This window comes from Brevibacillus choshinensis (assembly GCF_001420695.1).
Classification (GTDB): Bacteria; Bacillota; Bacilli; order Brevibacillales; family Brevibacillaceae; genus Brevibacillus; species Brevibacillus choshinensis.
The window spans coordinates 1,436,853-1,456,024 of record NZ_LJJB01000013.1; the positions used below are offsets into that span (position 1 = coordinate 1,436,853).

Genomic DNA, 19,172 nt, shown 5'->3' on the forward strand with positions numbered 1-19,172 from the left:
GCTCGCAGGAGAAGCAGGCTTCCAGGCGGAGCGACTCCGGAACCCAGCTGAGCGTAACAACGAATTCACGGGATCCAGAAGCGGTACCTCTGTATTCCCTGCGGAGCGGCTACTACTTTACCGCTTCCCCGTGAATCGTTGTGGAGCGGACAGTCTAATCTTCTGCGTAGGGTGTGGCTGGAGCGCAGATCGGAAACCTGCTTCTCCCCACCTCAGCTATGTTGGTATCACCCATTTTTATTCTTTGGATAAAATTAATGGCTCATCAAATTTTATACTTTCCGTAGTAGACCAAAAAACAGGTGCCCCAAAGTCATCTGACCGACTCTGGAACACCTATTTTCCTATCCTCTTATTTCTTTTCTGGTTGAATCTGATAAACTGCTTTTCCTTCCACCACCGTCAAGAGAACCTTTACATCTTTAATCTTGGTCGCAGGCATCTCAAACAGGTTTTGATCCAAAACGATCAGATCTGCCTTTTTGCCTGGTTCCAGCGATCCCGTGATGTCCTCAACATGGTTAGCGTAGGCGCCATCAATGGTGAAGCTCGCGATCATATCAGCCAACGTCGCGCGCTCATCCGGATTTGCGATTTTGCTCGGATCGGTCTCTCCCTCTGCAATCCGCGTAACCCCTTGCTGAATGCCATGAAGCGGATTGAATTCTGGCGTTACGATGTAATCGCTAGAAGACGCGATGTGTACCCCTTGATTGATAAAGCTCTTCATCGGGTACTCTTTCTCTGCACGCTCTTGTCCCAGATACGGAACCTCGATCTCGTCGTAGTAGCCATCCTCCTGCATGAACCAGAACGGTTGAACAATGCCGACTGCGCCGAGCTTTTTGAAGCGCTCGATATCTTGTGGATTGACTAGCTGCAGATGCACGAGTGAGTGGCGAGCGTCATGTGCACCGTTTTGTTTTTCCGCGTATTCCATGCCATCCAGCGCAATCCGAGTAGAAGCATCTCCGATGGAATGAACATGCAGTTGGAAGCCCGCTTTGTCTACGGCCGCTGCCGTCTTGTTGTAATTGTCTACCTTCCAGATCAACTCACCGTTTGTTTCTTTATGCTCATATGGTTTTTCCAGGTAAGCGGTCGCTCCCTCGATTACCCCGTCCATAAAGATTTTCACCGCGTTCACTTGGAACAACGGGTATTGGTCGCGCTCTCTGATCTTTACGAACTCTGCGACTTGCTCAGGACCTTTGTCCGGATTGGCTGTCACAGCATTGCGGAAACGAATGGTCAGCTTGTTTTCCTTGGCCAGCTCTTCATACGCTTCGAGCACGTTTGGATAGCGCAGCATATCAGGGTCACGCACGGTGGTTACGCCGCGCTCTACTGCCTTGTGCTGATACTCTTCAATCCCGGATTTGTACTGCTGAACGGTGTAGCCACCGATTTTTTTCAGTACGAGGTCCATCGCCTTTTCACGCAGTGTTCCTGATGGTTCACCCGTTTTCGGATCGCGCTCGATGATGCCACCTTCTGGATTTTTCGTATCCTTCGTGATGCCTGCAAGCGCAAGCGACGCGGAGTTCACCCACAGCGAATGTCCATCATCGGAGGTCAGAGCGATCGGCGTCTTCGCATCGATAGCATCCAGAACCTCTTTGCGCGGACCAATCCCAGGTGCTACTGGATTGCTCCAGCCACGGCCCTGAAATGTTTCTTCCTGCGGATGCTCCTTGATAAATGCTTTGATTGTCTCCACGTACTCATCCAGAGAGCCACCGTCAAATAAATCAATGGAATAGATCAGTCCTGTCGTTTTGCTCGCATGAGTATGGCTGTCGATGAAGCCTGGCAGTAGCATTTTGCCTTGCAGGTCCGTCACCTTGGTGCTTTTCCCTATGTACTTTTTCGCGCCCTCGTCACTTCCGACATAGACGATCTGATCGCCGCGAATGGCGACAGCCTGTACGACATTACGGTTTCGATCCACGGTGTATACGACGCCATTCGTGAATACTTGATCCGCTGGTTGTACAACCGCAATCACTGCTTTACCTGATGCTTGTCCCGCAGACTGCGTCGACCCTGGCGACTTCGTCGACCCCGGCGACTGTGCGAATGCAGCCATCGGGCTCATCAACGCTGTGACGAGCAGAGCGCTGGTCATTTTCTTGAACAAATAGATCCCCACCTATCTACTTCTATGTTGCTTCTCTCTGAAAGCACAAAAACGATTTTAGCATTGCAACTCTGAAAATTCCATGAGTTTCACGTCGTTATATGCTGGTTTGTTCATACACACAAACCAATCCACACTTGACAACTCGGAATTATGATTCTTAAATAAAAAGAGACTATCATTTCATAAGAGATGGGGCGTATACAAAATGGCGAAAAAGCGCATTGACCACGTAGGTATGGTCGTAAAAGATTTTGAGAAGGCCATCGAATTCTATCAAACGATTGTTGGCTTTGAACTGAAAGGCAAAATCACGCACACTAACGGAATCTTCCAACTGGCTTTTCTCGGCTTTGGCAACTCCGACGAGACGGAGCTGGAAATCATCCATGGCTATAACGACAATCTTCCTTCCGAGGGAAAAGTGCACCATTTTGCCATAAACGTAGACAACCTCGAAGAAGAATACGAGCGTGTCAGCAAGCTCGGGGCTCAATTCGTTGATCCTGAAATTGTCACGCTGCCAAACGGCTATCGCTATTTCTTTATCTTTGGACCTGAGGGCGAATGGGTCGAATTCCTCCAAAGATAATGGCCATCTTTCGCAAAAACAGGTTGCTTAAAACCACAAAAGATCGCAGGAGAAGCAGGTTTCCAGGCGGAGCGCAGATCGGAAACCTGCTTCTCCCCAAGCCTTTGCTGTGTGGATATCACCCGATATGATTAAAAGAGCCACTCTCTAACGAGAAAGTGGCTCTTTTTGCTGTTCATTTATCTACTACACACTAGGTAGCAACAGGGAATCTCATGACCAACTCACCGTCATACTGCTCACCTGTTTCTACAAATCCCAGGCGGCGATACAGCTGGAAGGCAGAAAAATTGTGTGGGTATACGGTCAGCCTCACTTCCCGACATTGAGAGAACCGACCTGTAATATAGTCAATCATCTGACGTAGAGCAGCTTTCCCGTAGCCTTTTCCCTGCTGGCTCTCATCAATCAGAAAGCCATTAATCCAGTACATATCTGACGTCTGTTCGACGAAGGCATGCATCATAAATCCGACCATCTTGTCCTCGTGATAAATCGCAAAAGGGAGGTACTCTACCCCATCCCCGTCCGGCTTGATGTACACTTTTGCGAGTGACACCGCTACTGTCGGCACTAAGTCCTTCTGCTCTTCCTTTACTTGCAAGGCCAGCGCTTCCAACCAATTCTCTCTGGTCACAGACCTCAATTGAATGCTCATGCTAGACTTCCTTTCCGCACTTCGTCCCGTTAGATGAACCCTCTGCGATACAGCTCCCCGATCGCATGGGACCGATTTTGTGCTCCCAGCTTTTTGATGGCGGATTTGACGTACTGCTTTACTGTGAATTCACTGATCTCCATCGAGTCAGCCATTTCCTTCGTATTTTCTCCCCAAGCTATTCTTCGCATGACTTCCAGTTCCCTTTTGCTTAACAGCTGTTGATGATTTTCTGCTCCCGTTGCACCTAACATGATTTTGCCCACCTGCTTCCCGTACAACGTGAATGAGGAGAGCGAGTGTTCATCAAATGGTTCTGACTCAAAATCGGAGCTGCAAATATATCCGACAACGACAGGTCCGCAGCAGATCGGTACCACAAGCATGGAATGTATCGTAGATGGCATGATGTCTTTGGTGCTCATTTGCTTCAGATAGTCGAGTCCCGTACAAAACTTTGCCTGACGTTCACGAATCGCTGAAAAGATGATCGGGTATGATCGTATGTCCTCCCTTATTTCCCCTAAATATACCATCCCGGTTGATTGCAGGGAAATAATTCCTTCTGCCAAATGGCCAAGCCCGAGCCGTCACGCCCGACTAAGGGATCACCGTCAGCCTTTGTTAATTTAATGGCTTTGCCATGGTGAACGTCTTCTCACTCGAGGGTCTTGTAGTAGTCAATTTTCCTTTTGATGCTCTCCAAATTTTCCTCTAGAGCTCTCATTTGAAGCTCTATCTTCTCTTGATGCGCTTCTAGCATGTGCCTCCTCGCCCGTACGGTAGAGATCCCCTCGCTACGTAAATCAGAAAAACCTTTCATGTCAGAGATAGTCATTCCCGTTTCTCGCAAGCGAATGAGGAATTCAATCCATGCTAGGTCAGACTCCGAATACTGACGATATCCCTGCTCATTACGCGCTACTCCATCCAGTAATCCTATTTTTTCGTAGTACCGCAACGTATGCACGGTAAGTCCTGTGATTTTAGCAGCTTGTTGAATCGCGAATTGTTTATCCATGTAAGTGATTATATACCCAAATAAAAAAACATTGCATTAGAGTGCACTCGAAACGATAACATTTACTCTCGAATGACTCATTACTTACAACGGGAGGTTTTGACATGGATACAGAACGCTTTCAACGCGGATGGGATAAGTTAATGGAAGTGGACGGGGAAGGGGGCCAGCGTGTGATTGAATCACTGAAAGACATTGCTCCTGATCTGGGAAGGTACGTAGTGGAATTTGCATTTGGAGAGATTTATTCCAGAGAAGGTCTCGACTTAAAGCAACGACAGCTTGTGACTATAGCTTCCCTGACAACCCAAGGTGGATGTGAACCACAGCTCAATGTCCACATCCATGCAGCACTCAATGTCGGACTCACTGCCCATGAAATCATCGAAGCGATCACCCATTGCATTCCCTATACAGGTTTTCCCCGTGTGCTAAATGCTATATTTACAGCGAAGCATGTTTTTGAAGAACGAAATGTGGTTCTGGAGAAGAACGTTTCATTAGGAATCTAAAAAAGGGAAGGGTGGAAAGATAACATACATCTCTCCACCCTCTCGCTATACCATTTCTATTGTTCTATCTACAACGAGGACCATGTGCTTTCGAGCCACTGGTCAAAGTCGTCCCCTTTTTCACCTTCGTATGAATCATATATATCCGTTCTCATCTTTTGTAGCTTCTCTCGGAACTCTTCAAACGTATGACCCTTTGGTAAGCTCTTCTTGATCCTTACCAGGCTCTTGGTTGTTCCTTTAATCAAATCACCTTTTTTCTGTGGCGGCAATTGGACGGCTTCGCCAAATCCCTTGAGCTTGTAGAAGGCTGCTTGTTGTACCTTGTACACGGAATCGTTGATCAAGATACGCTTTAATAAACCAATTGTCTGGGCGTCTTTCCACTTACCCAGCTCTTCAACAGCTTCTAAACGTTCTCTCCAATTCGACGTGCGATTGGCTGATTTTTTTAAATCCTCATAATGAGGGGGAAACTCATTTTTCACTTCACTCGTATTCAAACGGCTCAATCTCCTTTTGTCTTTCGTCACTACTATTATGGCACTACTTGCCCATTTACAACACCTTTGATTCCATTTGTCGCATCCAATCCGCAAACATTACGCTCCAAACCGCTGGCGATACCCGCATCTTCTACACAATTCCTCGACAGCCTCCCTGCGAGAAAATCCATCGACGAGGTTATTCGCGCGCTCGCCATCCACGATGTCGGAAAAGGATGTCTGGTTGATGTTGCCTAGATTGATGACCCCTTCGCCATCTAGACAGCATGGCACGACAGTCCCGTTTTCGAGAATGGCTGCCTGTGTGCGAAGGCCATGACAGAAGCCTTTTCCATCATCCTCAGGCGCTGTCAAGCTCGGCCACTGGAACTCATAATCTTGGTTTAAATAGACGGTTTCGGCGATTCTCACACCGCTGCCGGGCACTACCATTTCTTCGATCTTATAATCCAGGCCAAATTCCTTCTCGATCACTTCGAGCGTCTGGCGATTTCTACTCTTTTGAATGTTTGTGGCGTTGTCTTGCGTCAGGTTCCACAGGCGGAAGGAAAAGATGACTTTATACTGCTCGGCCTCCCGAACAAAGGAGAGGATCTCCCGCAAATATCCTTCGCGGTTGGTAGAACCCTCATGTCCATCAAAGCTATGGAGTGAAAAGTTCATTTGTCTCAGGGCAGGTTTTCCGAGCAATTTATGCCGATTTTTTGCGATTAGCGTACCGTTTGTCGTGATATTGACCTTGAAGCCTTTTTCGTGGGCGATATCTAGCAGCTCATCGATCTTGGGATGAAGAAGCGGCTCCCCTTTGACGTGCAAATAAATAAAATTGGTGTGCGGTTTGATCTCGTCTAATCTTTTCGAAAAGTCTTCCACCTTGATAAAGCTCTTCGTGCGCTCCGTAGGCGGGCAAAAGCTACAGGCGAGATTGCAGACGCTGGTAATTTCTATATAAACTTTTTTAAACGTTTTCAAGATTTTGTCCCCATTCCGGATGTCTATGTTTAGATGATAATTGCTTGATCGTATAACCTTCATAGTAACATAGGGCGGGTTTTGGGGGTAACGGGGGTTTCTGGTTGGGGTGTGCTTCTATGTGAAAAATGGTAGATTCGGCCCTAAGAACAAAAAAGAAGAGGCCCCTTACAGATGGATTGATCTGCAGCGGGCCGTGTCACTGAATTTATTTATTTCTAATAGCCTTGGCAGCATCAATCGCCCACCACGCTATACCTCTCTTTACAAAGTCACTCTCGCTCGCCAGACCTTTATCCTGAATAAAAGTATCAACTTTGTCACGGATCTGATACTGTAGCCATCCGGAAGTCTAAAGGTCCCTGTTGCCGAAGGAATAGTCTGCTGCTTTTGGACAAGCTTACTGCTGAATCAAAAAAGCCTCCCATCCTTTCGTGGCGGGAGGTACTTCCTTTCCTACCCCTTCATGTCTTTTTCAATTTGTTTTAGTGTTTTCTTTTGCTTGCAGGCTTCAGCTTGATTGTCCGCCGCCCAAGGAGTACTGTTGAGATTTTGCAACTCCTTGATCAATCTCTTATCCGACGTTACGTGAATCTTGGCATCTGGAAAACTGTTTTTTAATTTTTCCCCTACTTCTTTTTCAATGGATTCCAAGCGAAAGCGATTAAAGTTGCTCACTTCAATAGCAACATCCAACTCATCGTCGATCCGAACGGCGACAGCTTTGTCAATGCCCTTTACCTGTTCTGTTATTGCTTTTGCTTTCTGTTCCGAATCATAGTAACGAATCGGGGTCGGTTTGCACAGCGGATCTTCTGCTGCAGACTTGGTCTTTGCCTGTTGATTTGATTGCGGATTGCAGCCTGCAACGAATAGACACATAGACACGACAAGTAGTATGGTACGCAAAATGGAAAAGCCTCCTATCGCGATAACATACCTATAGCGTTTCCTGTCTCGCTGTTTCTATGTTCATCATTCCAACGTTGTCCTCTCCTGTTATTCATGACATAGCTGGACCGCATCCACGGCCTCGTCTGTCTCCTTCCACCGGTATGCAGGTGTTCCATAAAAATAAAGTTATAGACTGTAAAATAAAGTAATAAACTGAGAAATAAAGTGTTAGACTGGTGGCCAGCTATTCAACAAACGGGTATGATAGCTTAGCAAAACAACAGAGGCTGCTGGTTAGAAGAGGTTAGAGTAAGAAGGATTTAGTGTAGATTTTATTGGACATATCAATTAACGTATTATTCAAATCTTTCTTGTATCGTTTTTAAAATAGAAGAATTAAACAAAAATGATAAGGGGGATTTTTTTATGTTCCAAACCTTAGACCATTTTTTAAAATCTTGGGAGTTCGAAGCTGCTGCTACGCAGAAACTACTGAGTAATCTGACTGATGAATCACTGAAACAGGAAATAACTTCTCAAAATTGGACTTTAGGACGTATTGCTTGGCATACAGTTGCTGCCATTCGTATTATTACTTCAAATACAAACTTAACTTTTGATGCCCCAGCCGAAGATTATCCCGTTCCTACTACGGCTCAGTTTATAGCAGACAGTTATCATCAAGCTAGTAATGCATTTGTAAAAGCATTAAAAAAAGAATGGTCTGACCATACACTACAAGAACGTATCGAATTTATAGGTCAACAGATGCCAAATGGTTCACTATTAATGTTTTTGATTCAACATCAAGGCCACCATCGAGGACAAATGACGGTTCTTATGCGACAGGCAGGATTAACTGTCCCAGGAATTTTTGGCCCTTCAAAAGAGGAATGGGCAAAGTTTGGTATGGAAGCCCCTCAAATGTAGTTCAACAAACCCAAACCTAATCGTCAGGCTTCTTATATTACATTTCCATCCGATATTGTAGAATCATTTATTATTCGGTTTAGATCCATGAATCGCTTCATTCTGACGTTGATTCAAAACTAATTTTCAAATATCTAGTGATTTAGAAGACCGGGACTCCTTGTACCATAAGGGGTTCCGGTCTAATACTTTATTTTCACTGAACAGCAGGCAGCTACTCCATCACCCCTCCCATTTAATCTGTTTTTACCAAAGGCGGCGAATAGACGATCCCACGGCTAAAGCCAAACCAACCGCAGCCGGTTTCCCTTTTTATATCTCAGCAAATTTCGTTCCATATCCCACAATGCTCGAATCATCGGCCATCCCCCTGTTCATGTTCGCGGGGGAACTCATGAATGCCAGTGGAATCACGCGCCGACTGATTCATTTTGCCAAAGACTTCGTCGGGCATTACCGTGGGGGACTTGCCTACGTCAATGTCTTGGGCAACATGTTTCTTGCCTCCATCATCGGGTCAGCCTCAGCGCAAAACGGCTATCATGAGTCGGGTCATGGTGCCCGAGATGGAACAAAACGGATTCAGCCGCGAATTCAGCGCTGCTACCACCGCTTCCGCCGCGCTGCTCGGTCCAATCATCCCTCCTAGCATGCTGTTTATCATCTACGGCGTAGGTTCAGGCGTACCATTGGAAAAATGTTTTTGGCGGGTATCATTCCTGGGATCATTCTAGCCGCGATAACAGTTGGTTCAGTCAGTTAAGCCTAATTGAATTAAAATTCGAACATGTTATAATGATTATTCAATTCAATGTTTAGGCTGGAGGAACCACATGAAGAAGAAATGGACTTTATTATCTGTAATGGCCGTAGCACTCGCCTCGGTAACTTTTTCAACGACTCATGCTATCGAGAAGAAAAATGCTGATCTCATCATCAAAAATGGACATGTCCTGACCATGAACAGCAAGAAGGATCGCTTTGCCAACGGAACAATTGTTGTTAAGGACAACAAGATCGTGGCCGTCGGCGATGAAAAGCTGGCGGATGAATACAGCGCACCCAAGGTTGTAGATGCAGGCGGAGATATTGTGATGCCCGGCATGGTGAACACCCATAACCACGTGCCGATGGTCGCTTTCCGCAGCATCGGGGAGGAGGGGGTTGGAAACAGACTGTTCGAGGTCTTTTTCCCGCTGGAGGGCAAGCTTCTCTCCCGTGACCTGATCTATAAAGCGTCCATCCACGGTGTCATCGAAATGGCCATGGGTGGAGTGACCACCTACTCCGATATGTACTATCACGAAGACGAAATCGCAAAGGCGACAGAAACCATTGGGATCAGAGGGGTGCTGGGAGAGACCGTCATTAGTTCTCCCGTCGTAGATGCTCCAAAGCCGTACGGTGGACTCCAATATGCCGAGGAGTTCATTAAGCAGTATAAAAACAATGATTTGATTATACCTGCCGTGGCTCCACATGCTACATACACAGTAAGCCCTGAGATGCTCAAGGCGTCGAAGGCTCTGGCTGACAAATACAAGGTACCGTTTATCATTCACGCAGCCGAGTTTGCTGACGAGACGCAGCGAATCGAGAAAAAGTTTGGTGTGAAATCCGATTCAGTGATCAAATATTTTGACTCAATCGGGATTTTGGACAAGAACACCATTTTGGCCCATGCCATCCACATCTCGGATGAGGATATCCAATTGATAAAACAAAGAGGGGCTTCCATTGCCCACAATCCGATCGCCAATACAAAGGGAGCGACAGGTGTTGCTCCTGCCATCAAGATTGATCAGGCAGGCATCGCAATGGGACTGGGAACGGACGGACCAATGAGCTCCAACACGATGGATGTATTTGGAACCATGGGATATGCTGCTCGCGTCCATAAACTGGTAAACAAAGACCAAAGTCTGATGCCGCCAAGCAAGGTAGTGGAGCTGGCCACCATCGGAGGAGCCAAGGCACTAGGCCTCGGAGACAAAATCGGATCCTTGGAAGAAGGTAAACTTGCGGACATCATCATAGTCGATGTCCATGCTCCGAACACATTCCCAACCTACGATCCGTACGCGACGCTTGCTTATGCTGCCGGCCCACAAAACGTAACCGATGTGATCGTCAACGGGAAAATCATCGTAGAAAACAAAATGCTGAAGACCTATGACTATCAGACGGATTTGAAAGACATGACCGACATATACAACAAAGTAAAAGAAGTGGAACAAACATTAGAATTCCACAAAAACAAACCGCAAAAATAGAGTCAAAAGCTGCCTTTCTGCCGGGACAACCGGACGGAAAGGCTTTTTTCTTTTGCTGCATGACGAATCGGATAAGAACAAATGGCCGTTGCCATGTAACTCTTAAAGTAGCCGAACCTGCCATTTATGCGTTAATCACATTTTTCTCCACGCTGGCTAGGCTCTTCTGCTACTCGTCCAGGTTACCTTGCTAGTAACATCTTCTTTGGTTTAACTGATCCCACGCAGTTTTTAAAGCCGATCTACCAGTAGGAAGGCGTTCTAAAGTGGCAAACGTGTGATGTATTTTATAACCAAGCCTTTTTTAACAGCTTCACACCAAGCTGGATTTCATCACATGATAAATTACTGAAACCAAGTTTAATAATTGGCTTATCGGTTTTGTTTTTAATGAAGAAGAGTGAAGTAGGATAGACTTTAACCCCCTGAATGGAAGCTTGTTGAATAAGCCATTCTTCTGAACGCTCCAAGTGTACTTTGACTAATAAGTACAAACCAGAATGCTCGCCAATTATAAATATATTTCGCTTGAAATGATTCCTTAATTCAAAAACTAAGTGCTGCATTTTACGTTTATAAACAAGACGCATGCGCTTAATATGGCGATTCCATTCCCCTTCTTCCATAAATTTCGCCATTGAGAATTGGCTGAGTAGTGAAGTGGTACTCTCGAAATGTGTGAATTGATTTTTATAACCGTTTATAAGTGGCTGCGGCAAGACCATATAACTTAAACGAATTCCTGGAAGAAAGCACTTTGAGAAATTTCCAAGATAAATAACTCTCGTTGAATCTATGGAAGCGAGAGCGGGAAATGGTTGTTGTGTATAGCGAAATTCACTATCATAATCGTCTTCGATAATATATCCTTGCATCTTTTTTGCCCAATGGATAAGTGCATGCCTTTGTTGAATGGGCATGCTTACCCCGTATGGACTGTGATGGGACGGCGCCACATAAATTAATCGTGATTTCATATGTTCTAAGTGTGAAAAATCTGCACCTGTCTCATAAACGGGTAACATTTCAAGCGTAAAACTATTTAATTGAAAAGCTTCCCTAGCGCCATCGTAACCAGGATCCTCCACAATAATGCTAGAAAAATCATGTTTCAGGACAATACCGAGATACACAAGCATTTGTTGGGTACTACTTCCGATAATGATTGCATTTGGGTCTGTTCTCACCCCACGAGACTGGAGTATATATGCTGCGATTTGTTCGCGTAGGCACAATTCGCCAAAAGGTTCCCCGTATCGAAAGCTGTCCTTTACCGTTAATACTTGATTCGAGATCCTCCTCCACATTTTTAAAGGGAAATGCGATTGATCGACGACGTCTGCGCGGAAATCAATGCGAATAGGTGGTACCGGCTCTGTTTGCTTGTGATTAGAAGAGCTGCGAGCCTCTTGAAATAAAAGGGGCTCTAATTCATTTACAAAATAACCTTTTCGGCCCTCTCCACGAATATACCCTTCAGCAACAAGTTGTTCATATGCCATTAATGTTGTATTACGGCTTACATGTAAGGAATCTGCAAGTTGACGAATGGAGGGCAATGGCTCATCCGCTTTTATGTCGCCTTGCTCAATAAATGATTTAAATTTCTCGTAGATTTGTTTGTATTTAGGAGAGTTATCTTTGAAGGTAAAAATGGTGTTTTTCATTTGAATTCCCTCTGACATGTATATTTGTTTGTTATTGTATCTTTTTTTATGTCAGCGTGTATAATATTGTTTTTTTATCGGATATTTATTTTTCATTACAAGTTGAAGGAATGATTATTGTGTACATTCCGAAGCAATATCGTATGGAACATGATGAGGCCGTTCAAATGATGAAGTCTTACCCGTTTGCCTTATTGGTTACTGTTAATGAACATCGCCCGTTGGCTACGCACATTCCGTTGGAAATTCGTGAAGATGAAGGGAAAATCTTTGCGACTGGGCACATTGCATACGGAAACATGCAGAAGAAAACTTTGGATAATAATAGTGATGTTTTACTTATTTTTCAAGGACCGCACGCTTACATTTCGTCAAGTTGGTATGAGTGCGACGAGGTTCCCACATGGGACTATCTCGCTGTACATGCTTATGGAACAGCACGTGTACTCACAAAGGATGAGCTGAAATCGGCTTTGGATTCTATGCTTAAACACTATGAATCTCACCGAGAAAATGGTCGGCTCTGGGATACGTTTAATCCTGAGTTGCTTGAGAGCGAATTGAAAGGAATAGTTGGTTTTGAAATTGAAATCACCTCTATTCAAGCTTCAGCCAAAATGAGCCAGAATCGTAATAACACCGATTATAAATCGATTGTTGCTGAGCTTGAAAAATCTAATGAACAAGGGGAAATTCAGGTTGCTCAGTGGATGCGTGAGCAACGGAAAGATTTATTTAAATGATGTGCAAAAATACAACAAGGAGTTGCATTTTATGGAGTTTTCAACTATTTGGCTATTTGTAATTGCTGCTGCTACATTGTTAATAATACCTGGACCGGCTGTGTTCTATATTATGGCAAGAAGTATAGATCAAGGGAAGAAAGCAGGCCTGGTATCTGTTCTTGGAGTATCTCTTGGTGGTTCTGTTCACGTTTTAGCTGGAGCAATTGGAGTTTCTGCGATCCTTATGACATCAGCAACAGCCTTTCATATCGTTAAATACTTGGGTGCTGCTTATCTTATCTATTTAGGGTGTAAGACTTTATTTTCTTCTGATAGTACGACTTCAGAAATCCCAAAAGCCCCTCGCAAAAAATTACTAAAGATTTTTTACGAATCAGCACTCGTAGAAGTAATGAATCCTAAGACAGCACTCTTTTTTTTAGCCTTCTTTCCGCAATTCATATCACCTTCTGCTGGATCAGTTACAATACAATTTTTGCTTTTAGGAACGATATTTATTATCCTAGCTTTTATTAGTGATGGCCTGTATGCAGTTCTTGCAGCAAGTATTAGAAAGCGGATTAAAGTGAGTTCAAAGTTACAGAATCGGATATCTGGTTATTTATACATTGTTCTAGGGGTATTCTCCGCCTTTGCGAGCCCCTCCAAAAAATAAGAGTGTTGTGACACAACAAACCAAGACGATAAGCAAAATGAAATGGAGAGATATGTTATGCCTAGATTTATCATTGAAGATGATTTTTGGTCGTTATTCCCTCATGCAAAAATAGGCACCGTTATTTGCCAGGGGATTGATAATTCAATAAGGGACGTTGAAATGTACGAGAAGCTACTGCAGGAGGCAGAGAAAGAAGCACATAAATTCTTAAGTCTGGAGGAATTCAGTAGTAATCCAGTCATATTCGTTTGGCGAGAAGCTTTTCAGAAATTCAAGACAAAGAAAGGGGCAAGGTGTTCCATTGAAGCTTTATTAAAAAGAGTGAAAAATGGCAATCATATCGGAACAATAAACCCGCTTGTTGACATCTATAATTCAATTTCATTGCGTTATGGGCTTCCGTGTGGTGGAGAAGATATCGACACTTTTGTAGGCGATATTCGGCTAACGCAGGCAAATGGTAACGAACCGTTTATCCCATTGGGAAGTGATGAAAATGCTCCGCCATATGAAGGTGAAATTGTTTACAAAGATGATAACGGTGCAATATGCAGATGCTGGAATTGGCGTGAAGCTCAGAGGACGATGCTAACAGAAAATACGAAAAATGCATTCCTTTGTATTGAATTAATAGATGAAACAAGAAGCGATGAGTTTCATATGGCGCTTAAAGAATTGTCTGATTTAGTGTCACATAATCTTGGTGGTATTGTGAAGATTGAAGTGTTAGATAGTAATAATAGGGAAATTACAATCTTTGGTTAAGGTCAAATTGCGTTTAAAAATGATGCCCTGTGAGTCGATATGGACAAAAATACGGTTTCGTCGTTTAGACTGCCCCCAATAAATGAAACAGCGGCGACCTAAGACCAGAAAATAAAGTCTTAGACTCACCGCTGCTTATTATGCTATCGATGCCCGTTAGTTTAATTAATTGGTCAGTCGTAGAAAAAAAGCGTCCGATGGACAAATACCGAAACTTCATCCCCGGGTCCTAATCGTCTCACTTCCCTATTAAATCATCATAAACAAATTCGCTCGGATTGCAGCTCCGGCACCGGCCAACTCGATCCGGACGCTGTGCCCATTCGGATCGTCACAAGTCACGAGCAGCAAATCGCCTTCCGCCAAGTCCAGCTCCCTTCCGCCATTCATCCGAATTCGCATCTGCCCCGCAGCGGCATAGAAAGCTTCCCATCGCACAAGGGATCCTTCGGGCCAAGAGCATTCGATGGTACGGGTGGACCCTGACTCAAGACGAATCGCCTCAAGCTTTCCATGGCAGCCTTCCGCCAGCATCAGGTTAAAATCTTTTACTTTGCCGAAACTGCGCGTGGACCAATCTCCGCTGAAGCTATCCTGTTCGAAAGGCTTGAGACGGATACGATGATGCCCTTCATGCTCAATGTCAAGCTCCCCTTCCAAAATCATCAGGTGGCGCCAATAACCCGGAAGCCGGGTAAACTCCGACTCCTTGATCTCTACGGCAGCCGAGCTGAGCCTCCAGATGAAGTTGCGCTGGCCGTAATCGGCATGATTCGGATAAATAGAGAGCTGTGTCGTGGTCCCACCCGACCACCGGCTCGTTTGTTGATCCTGCTTGGGAATGATATTAACGGTATACGTCATCCGTTTATTCCTCCTTCCGGTTCGCTACGTCTCATTATTAAAGCAAAAGGGACCCCATGTGAAACGTAATCATGAAGTCAAACTCCCCCCAACATTCGGTTGCAGAATACAATAACCGGCATGAATTGATCATAACAAAAAACTCGCACGGAAGTCATACCCCCTTACTTGCAAGTGCTCACGAAATGGAGGATAAACGAAAAAAGCCCGAGCTCACGTAAAGTGACTCGGAAGAAAAGTTAAAATGGTGGTGTAAATCCTTTAAACAACGCTTTAATCTTCGCGGGCAAATAATGGCTTCCGCCCCGCTGCTCCACCCGTTCCACCATTACGGCAACAAGCAGGTTCGGCTTGTCGGTGTAAAGGCCACGAACCACCCGTTTTCTTGTCCGGCCTCCCCTTTCTTTTGCTTCAGCTCGGCCGTCCCTGTCTTGCCTGCCAGCGGAAGTCCTTCGATTCTCGCCCCGTACCCGGTGCCCGCGGGGTTTTGAATGACTTTCGTCATTTTGGCCGTCCATAAGCGGCTCACTTCAGGACTCATCAAGCCGCTCTTCCAAACTTCGCCGATCGTCCGTCCGTCATACTCCAGAACCAGCTTGATCATATTGCCGCCGTTCACGAATGCCCTGTAAGCGTCTGCGACATGCAACGGCGTCATCCTACCATATCTCCAAAAAACATTATCCAAAATTAATACTCTGCCATTACTTAGTTCAAATACATAACGGCAGCCTTGTCAAAGTTGTTTATTAAACTATCGTGTCCCGTTAGCGTAATCACGATGGTTAAGTCCAATGCACTGATATGGCCAGTACGTAGTTGTTAATTCTATTGGTGTCATTTGGAAACAGTAATTACATCAATTCGCCCAGATCTGGCGGACGACGGAAAAGTGTTGCCTGCTCAAAACTATAGGCGATGCTGATTAGCGTGGGCTCACTGAAAGCCCTCCCGGAAAAGACAACACCAAATGGACCCTGCGTCGAATCGCCATCCGCATCAATTGTTCCTTTTGCTGAATAACCGGCGGGCACTGTAATAAGGGGGTACCCTAACCGGGCAGCAATGTACATGCCATCAATGTCACCGGGTAACATTAATGCATCTAAGCCATGTTGATCGAGTGCATAGTCAATCCCTTGTGTTACAGCCGGATGGTTATATTCTTGACGTTTAAGTTGATAGGTTACCTCGTTTAACGCATTTAGTTCCGAGCGAATCAGATTCTCTTGGCCAAACTTCAATGCGGAAGAAGCGTGTTTCTGATTATAAACAATAAGTTCTTGAAGAGAATGCACTGGCATATCCGAGTTCAAATTCGATAAATAGCGATTCAGGCCTGTTTTGAATTCGTAGCAGATAACATCATTGTTCCATGTATGCTGTTCCAAATGGAGGTCAACAGGATCGATAACTGTAGCACCTTGCTCACGCAGAACTTCGATGGCGGATTCCATGATGGATAGTCTTTCTTCATCCAACGACCGATAGTAATGTCTTGGAATCCCAACACGAGCTTTACGCAGAAAGTCTCGGTCAAGATAAGTTGTGTAATCATGAAAAGTACGATGCGGGCTAGTCCATGTTGCCTTATCGTTTTCGTCAATTCCGACGATTGCCCCGAGTAGTGACGCTGCATCAGTGACTGTCTTGGAAATTGGTCCTGGTGTATCCTGACTTATTGAGATCGGGATAATGCCGCTGCGGCTCGCAAGCCCTACAGTAGGCTTTATTCCGACGAGAAAATGTTGGCTTGCCGGCCCAATAATCGAACCCGCGGTTTCTGTTCCGATCGCTGCTGCTGCCAGGTTTGCCGCTACAGCTGCAGCCGATCCTGAACTTGACCCGCTGACGAAGAGCTTGCCAGGTCCATATGGATTCAATACATATCCGCCTCTGGAACTGTATCCAGCTGGCATACGGTTGGACATAAAATTCGACCACTCGGTCATATTTGCCTTACCTAGAAGAACTACGCCGGCAGCGCGGAGCTTTGCGGCTATGAACGAATCTTCTGGAGCAAACGACTCAGCCAATGCGATTGAACCAGCGCTCGTATGCATCCGGTCGTGCGTATCGATGTTATCCTTGAGCAGGATTGGAATTCCGTGCAGCGGCCCCCTACTACCTGTTGTATTTCGCTCAAGGTCAAGATTCCTTGCTATTTCAAGCGCATCTGGATTGATCTCTAATACGGCATTGATCAGAGGATTATATCTATGAATGCGTTCGATATATGCAAGTACGAGGGCTTCGGATGTACATTCACCCGAAGACATTGCCTTTTGCATGCTCACCAAATCGGCTTCCTGAATCCAATCTTGTAAGTTGATGCTCATATATTAAGATACCCCCTGGTACTGGTAAATTTTAGGACAACAGCAATATGGTAACATTCTGCCTTGCCTAGGGTATAGGGAAAGTTTTGATTAGATAAGAAAGTATCGGTTGGGCATCGCAGTAGAGCTTGTATTTTCCCGAACGTCAATGTTGTAACTTAAGTAATCTGCCCGTTAGCGTAGAAAAGGCAGCCCGTTGTGAAATGCACCCCAATTGTTAGACACACCTAACAATTGGAGGTGCATTATATATGGCCAAATTTTCTCCAGAAGATAAATTATCCGCGGTTTTTCGTTGGAGAGACGGCAAAGAAACTCATGCTTCCATTGCTGCGTCTATTGGTGCAACCAAAGCTATGATTGGAGTTTGGGTGATGCAATACGAGCAAAATGGCGCGGAAGCGTTTAGAAAGTCCTATACAAGCTACACAGCTCCGTTTAAACTGGACGTACTCAATTATATGAATACCCACGGGACGTCTCCGAATGCAACTGCCGCCATTTTTCAAATTCCCTCTCCCGCTTTAATCCGAAAATGGAGGATTCAATTTCATTCATGCGGAATAGACGCCCTTATTCCAAAGAAAAAGGGGCGTCCAACGATGAAAAAGGGAAACAAGAATGTAACACCTGTTGAAGGATCAGTCGAGGCATTACAGCAAGAAGTAGAGCGTTTACGTATGGAGAATGCTTATTTAAAAAAGTTGAATGCCTTAGTTCAAAGCAAGGAAAAATTACAAACCAAGACAAAGCGCAAGTAGTGTTTGAACTAAGGACTGAATTCCCCATTAAAGCGCTACTCCAATTGGCGGGAATACCACGGAGTTCCTATTATTACTTCGTTCGTACGATAAGTCGCCCAGACAAACATGCTGAAATGAAGACGTTGATTCAGGCTATTTTCCATGAACATAAAGGCCGCTATGGATACCGTCGGATTAAGGACGAGCTCAGAAATCTTGGGCACCAGGTGAATCATAAAAAAGTACAGCGATTGATGAAAGAGTTGGGCTTAAAAAGTATTGTTCGTATGAAGAAGTATCGTTCCTATAAAGGGAATGTTGGTAAGATCGCTCCAAATGTTTTGGATCGTAACTTCCGAGCAGAAAAACCCAATGAAAAGTGGGTAACGGATATTACGGAATTTAAGCTATTTGGTGAAAAGCTTTATTTATCACCAATGCTCGATTTGTTTAACGGAGAGATCATTGCCTATACAATCGACTCAAGACCAAGATATTCTCTTGTTTCAAAGATGCTGGAAGAAGCCTTTAAACGATTAACCGAACAAGACCACCTCTTGATCCATACGGATCAAGGATGGCATTACCAGATGAGTAAGTACCAGCACGCCTTAAAAGAAAAGAACGTCACCCAGAGTATGTCGAGAAAAGGAAATTGTTATGATAATGCCGTAATGGAGAACTTTTTTGGTATCCTCAAATCGGAATTTTTATATACACAAGAATTTGAGAGTATTGAACATTTTAAGCAAGAGTTAGCAAACTACATCGACTATTATAACTTCAAACGAATTAAGACAAAATTAAAAGGCTTGAGTCCGGTACAATACCGAACTCAAACCTTACATGTCGCTTAATTACATTACATGTCTAACTTTTAGGGGTCACTTCA

19 protein-coding genes and 1 pseudogene are annotated in these 19,172 nt (G+C 44.7%); 9 read left to right on the forward strand and 11 right to left on the reverse strand.

Features of this window, described 5'->3' with window-relative positions; genetic code table 11:
- Window positions 1-352 precede the first annotated feature (352 nt).
- Entirely contained in the window at window positions 353-2,128 is a 1,776-nt protein-coding gene (locus AN963_RS27215) for an amidohydrolase (RefSeq protein WP_407922571.1), read from the reverse strand.
- A gap of 220 nt (window positions 2,129-2,348) precedes the next feature.
- Here AN963_RS27215 and AN963_RS27220 point away from each other — a divergent pair, with 220 nt between their 5' ends.
- On the forward strand, window positions 2,349-2,732 hold the full coding sequence (locus AN963_RS27220; RefSeq protein WP_055747618.1) for a VOC family protein: 384 nt from the start codon (window positions 2,349-2,351) through the stop codon (window positions 2,730-2,732).
- A 193-nt stretch (window positions 2,733-2,925) separates the two neighbouring features.
- Here AN963_RS27220 and AN963_RS27225 read toward each other — a convergent pair whose 3' ends face one another.
- From AN963_RS27225 to AN963_RS27235, 3 genes are all read right to left on the reverse strand, one after another.
- Window positions 2,926-3,390, reverse strand: a complete 465-nt coding sequence (locus AN963_RS27225) for a GNAT family N-acetyltransferase (RefSeq protein ID WP_055747619.1) — start codon at window positions 3,388-3,390, stop codon at window positions 2,926-2,928.
- A gap of 29 nt (window positions 3,391-3,419) precedes the next feature.
- The gene (locus tag AN963_RS27230) at window positions 3,420-3,962 is read right to left on the reverse strand and encodes a LuxR C-terminal-related transcriptional regulator (RefSeq protein WP_236708106.1); all 543 of its coding nucleotides are present in this window, start codon (window positions 3,960-3,962) and stop codon (window positions 3,420-3,422) included.
- Window positions 3,963-4,048: 86 nt separating this feature from the next.
- Complete coding sequence (locus tag AN963_RS27235; protein WP_055747621.1) at window positions 4,049-4,411, reverse strand: MerR family transcriptional regulator; 363 nt, start codon at window positions 4,409-4,411, stop codon at window positions 4,049-4,051.
- Between the two features lie 104 nt (window positions 4,412-4,515).
- Between AN963_RS27235 and AN963_RS27240 the strand changes: the two genes are divergently transcribed.
- Window positions 4,516-4,923, forward strand: coding sequence for a carboxymuconolactone decarboxylase family protein (locus AN963_RS27240; RefSeq protein ID WP_055747622.1), 408 nt, complete (start codon window positions 4,516-4,518; stop codon window positions 4,921-4,923).
- Window positions 4,924-4,991: 68 nt separating this feature from the next.
- On the opposite strand, the gene AN963_RS27245 is transcribed toward AN963_RS27240, so the two are convergent.
- The 3 genes from AN963_RS27245 to AN963_RS27255 all read right to left on the reverse strand — a co-directional run bounded on the left by AN963_RS27245 (window position 4,992) and on the right by AN963_RS27255 (window position 7,310).
- Entirely contained in the window at window positions 4,992-5,426 is a 435-nt protein-coding gene (locus AN963_RS27245) for a HEAT repeat domain-containing protein (protein ID WP_055747623.1), read from the reverse strand.
- Window positions 5,427-5,525: 99 nt separating this feature from the next.
- Complete coding sequence (locus AN963_RS27250; RefSeq protein WP_055747624.1) at window positions 5,526-6,401, reverse strand: radical SAM/SPASM domain-containing protein; 876 nt, start codon at window positions 6,399-6,401, stop codon at window positions 5,526-5,528.
- A gap of 456 nt (window positions 6,402-6,857) precedes the next feature.
- A complete protein-coding gene (locus AN963_RS27255; RefSeq protein ID WP_055747625.1) occupies window positions 6,858-7,310 on the reverse strand; it encodes a YhcN/YlaJ family sporulation lipoprotein in 453 nt (150 codons plus the stop codon).
- Window positions 7,311-7,721: 411 nt separating this feature from the next.
- Between AN963_RS27255 and AN963_RS27260 the strand changes: the two genes are divergently transcribed.
- The 3 genes and pseudogenes from AN963_RS27260 (at window position 7,722) to AN963_RS27270 (ending at window position 10,498) form a co-directional block, all read left to right on the forward strand.
- Window positions 7,722-8,225, forward strand: a complete 504-nt coding sequence (locus AN963_RS27260; RefSeq protein WP_055747626.1) for a DinB family protein — start codon at window positions 7,722-7,724, stop codon at window positions 8,223-8,225.
- A gap of 361 nt (window positions 8,226-8,586) precedes the next feature.
- Window positions 8,587-8,958: pseudogene (locus tag AN963_RS30620) on the forward strand (TRAP transporter large permease subunit); the annotation flags it as partial.
- A gap of 100 nt (window positions 8,959-9,058) precedes the next feature.
- Complete coding sequence (locus tag AN963_RS27270) at window positions 9,059-10,498, forward strand: amidohydrolase (protein WP_055747628.1); 1,440 nt, start codon at window positions 9,059-9,061, stop codon at window positions 10,496-10,498.
- A gap of 287 nt (window positions 10,499-10,785) precedes the next feature.
- On the opposite strand, the gene pdxR is transcribed toward AN963_RS27270, so the two are convergent.
- Entirely contained in the window at window positions 10,786-12,165 is a 1,380-nt protein-coding gene (pdxR, locus tag AN963_RS27275; RefSeq protein ID WP_055747629.1) for a MocR-like pyridoxine biosynthesis transcription factor PdxR, read from the reverse strand.
- 119 nt (window positions 12,166-12,284) lie between these two features.
- On the opposite strand from pdxR, the gene AN963_RS27280 reads away from it, so the two are divergent.
- From AN963_RS27280 to AN963_RS27290, 3 genes are read left to right on the forward strand one after another with little or no spacing between them, the layout of a single operon-like run.
- Entirely contained in the window at window positions 12,285-12,908 is a 624-nt protein-coding gene (locus AN963_RS27280; RefSeq protein ID WP_055747630.1) for an FMN-binding negative transcriptional regulator, read from the forward strand.
- A gap of 31 nt (window positions 12,909-12,939) precedes the next feature.
- Entirely contained in the window at window positions 12,940-13,566 is a 627-nt protein-coding gene (locus tag AN963_RS27285) for a LysE family translocator (RefSeq protein WP_055747631.1), read from the forward strand.
- 57 nt (window positions 13,567-13,623) lie between these two features.
- Complete coding sequence (locus AN963_RS27290) at window positions 13,624-14,334, forward strand: B3/B4 domain-containing protein (protein ID WP_055747632.1); 711 nt, start codon at window positions 13,624-13,626, stop codon at window positions 14,332-14,334.
- A 249-nt stretch (window positions 14,335-14,583) separates the two neighbouring features.
- On the opposite strand, the gene AN963_RS27295 is transcribed toward AN963_RS27290, so the two are convergent.
- The 3 genes from AN963_RS27295 to AN963_RS27305 form a co-directional block, all read right to left on the reverse strand.
- Window positions 14,584-15,198 carry a HutD/Ves family protein gene (locus AN963_RS27295; protein ID WP_055747633.1) on the reverse strand — a complete coding sequence of 205 codons (615 nt, stop codon included), beginning with the start codon at window positions 15,196-15,198 and terminating at the stop codon, window positions 14,584-14,586.
- A gap of 328 nt (window positions 15,199-15,526) precedes the next feature.
- Window positions 15,527-15,856, reverse strand: a complete 330-nt coding sequence (locus AN963_RS27300) for a penicillin-binding transpeptidase domain-containing protein (protein ID WP_055747634.1) — start codon at window positions 15,854-15,856, stop codon at window positions 15,527-15,529.
- 196 nt (window positions 15,857-16,052) lie between these two features.
- Window positions 16,053-17,537: an amidase family protein gene (locus tag AN963_RS27305; protein WP_055747635.1), complete on the reverse strand. Its 1,485-nt coding sequence runs from the start codon at window positions 17,535-17,537 to the stop codon at window positions 16,053-16,055.
- A 251-nt stretch (window positions 17,538-17,788) separates the two neighbouring features.
- On the opposite strand from AN963_RS27305, the gene AN963_RS30625 reads away from it, so the two are divergent.
- Window positions 17,789-19,137, forward strand: a protein-coding gene (locus AN963_RS30625) for an IS3 family transposase (RefSeq protein WP_152985712.1) whose coding sequence is annotated in 2 segments (ribosomal slippage) — window positions 17,789-18,233 and window positions 18,233-19,137 — 1,350 coding nt in all. Because the reading frame shifts where the segments join, the coding sequence is not laid out codon by codon here.
- The last annotated feature ends 35 nt before the right edge of the window (window positions 19,138-19,172 follow it).

Excerpts from the sequence above, each read along its gene's own strand:
- AN963_RS27215 (WP_407922571.1), bottom strand. The coding sequence starts at position 2,128 with ATGACCAGCGCTCTGCTCGTCACAGCGTTGATGAGCCCGATGGCTGCA.
- AN963_RS27220 (WP_055747618.1), top strand. The coding sequence starts at position 2,349 with ATGGCGAAAAAGCGCATTGACCACGTAGGTATGGTCGTAAAAGATTTT.
- AN963_RS27225 (WP_055747619.1), bottom strand. The coding sequence starts at position 3,390 with ATGAGCATTCAATTGAGGTCTGTGACCAGAGAGAATTGGTTGGAAGCG.
- AN963_RS27235 (WP_055747621.1), bottom strand. The coding sequence starts at position 4,411 with ATGGATAAACAATTCGCGATTCAACAAGCTGCTAAAATCACAGGACTT.
- AN963_RS27240 (WP_055747622.1), top strand. The coding sequence starts at position 4,516 with ATGGATACAGAACGCTTTCAACGCGGATGGGATAAGTTAATGGAAGTG.
- AN963_RS27260 (WP_055747626.1), top strand. The coding sequence starts at position 7,722 with ATGTTCCAAACCTTAGACCATTTTTTAAAATCTTGGGAGTTCGAAGCT.
- AN963_RS27270 (WP_055747628.1), top strand. The coding sequence starts at position 9,059 with ATGAAGAAGAAATGGACTTTATTATCTGTAATGGCCGTAGCACTCGCC.
- pdxR (WP_055747629.1), bottom strand. The coding sequence starts at position 12,165 with ATGAAAAACACCATTTTTACCTTCAAAGATAACTCTCCTAAATACAAA.
- AN963_RS27285 (WP_055747631.1), top strand. The coding sequence starts at position 12,940 with ATGGAGTTTTCAACTATTTGGCTATTTGTAATTGCTGCTGCTACATTG.
- AN963_RS27290 (WP_055747632.1), top strand. The coding sequence starts at position 13,624 with ATGCCTAGATTTATCATTGAAGATGATTTTTGGTCGTTATTCCCTCAT.
- AN963_RS27295 (WP_055747633.1), bottom strand. The coding sequence starts at position 15,198 with ATGACGTATACCGTTAATATCATTCCCAAGCAGGATCAACAAACGAGC.
- AN963_RS27300 (WP_055747634.1), bottom strand. The coding sequence starts at position 15,856 with ATGACGCCGTTGCATGTCGCAGACGCTTACAGGGCATTCGTGAACGGC.
- AN963_RS27305 (WP_055747635.1), bottom strand. The coding sequence starts at position 17,537 with ATGAGCATCAACTTACAAGATTGGATTCAGGAAGCCGATTTGGTGAGC.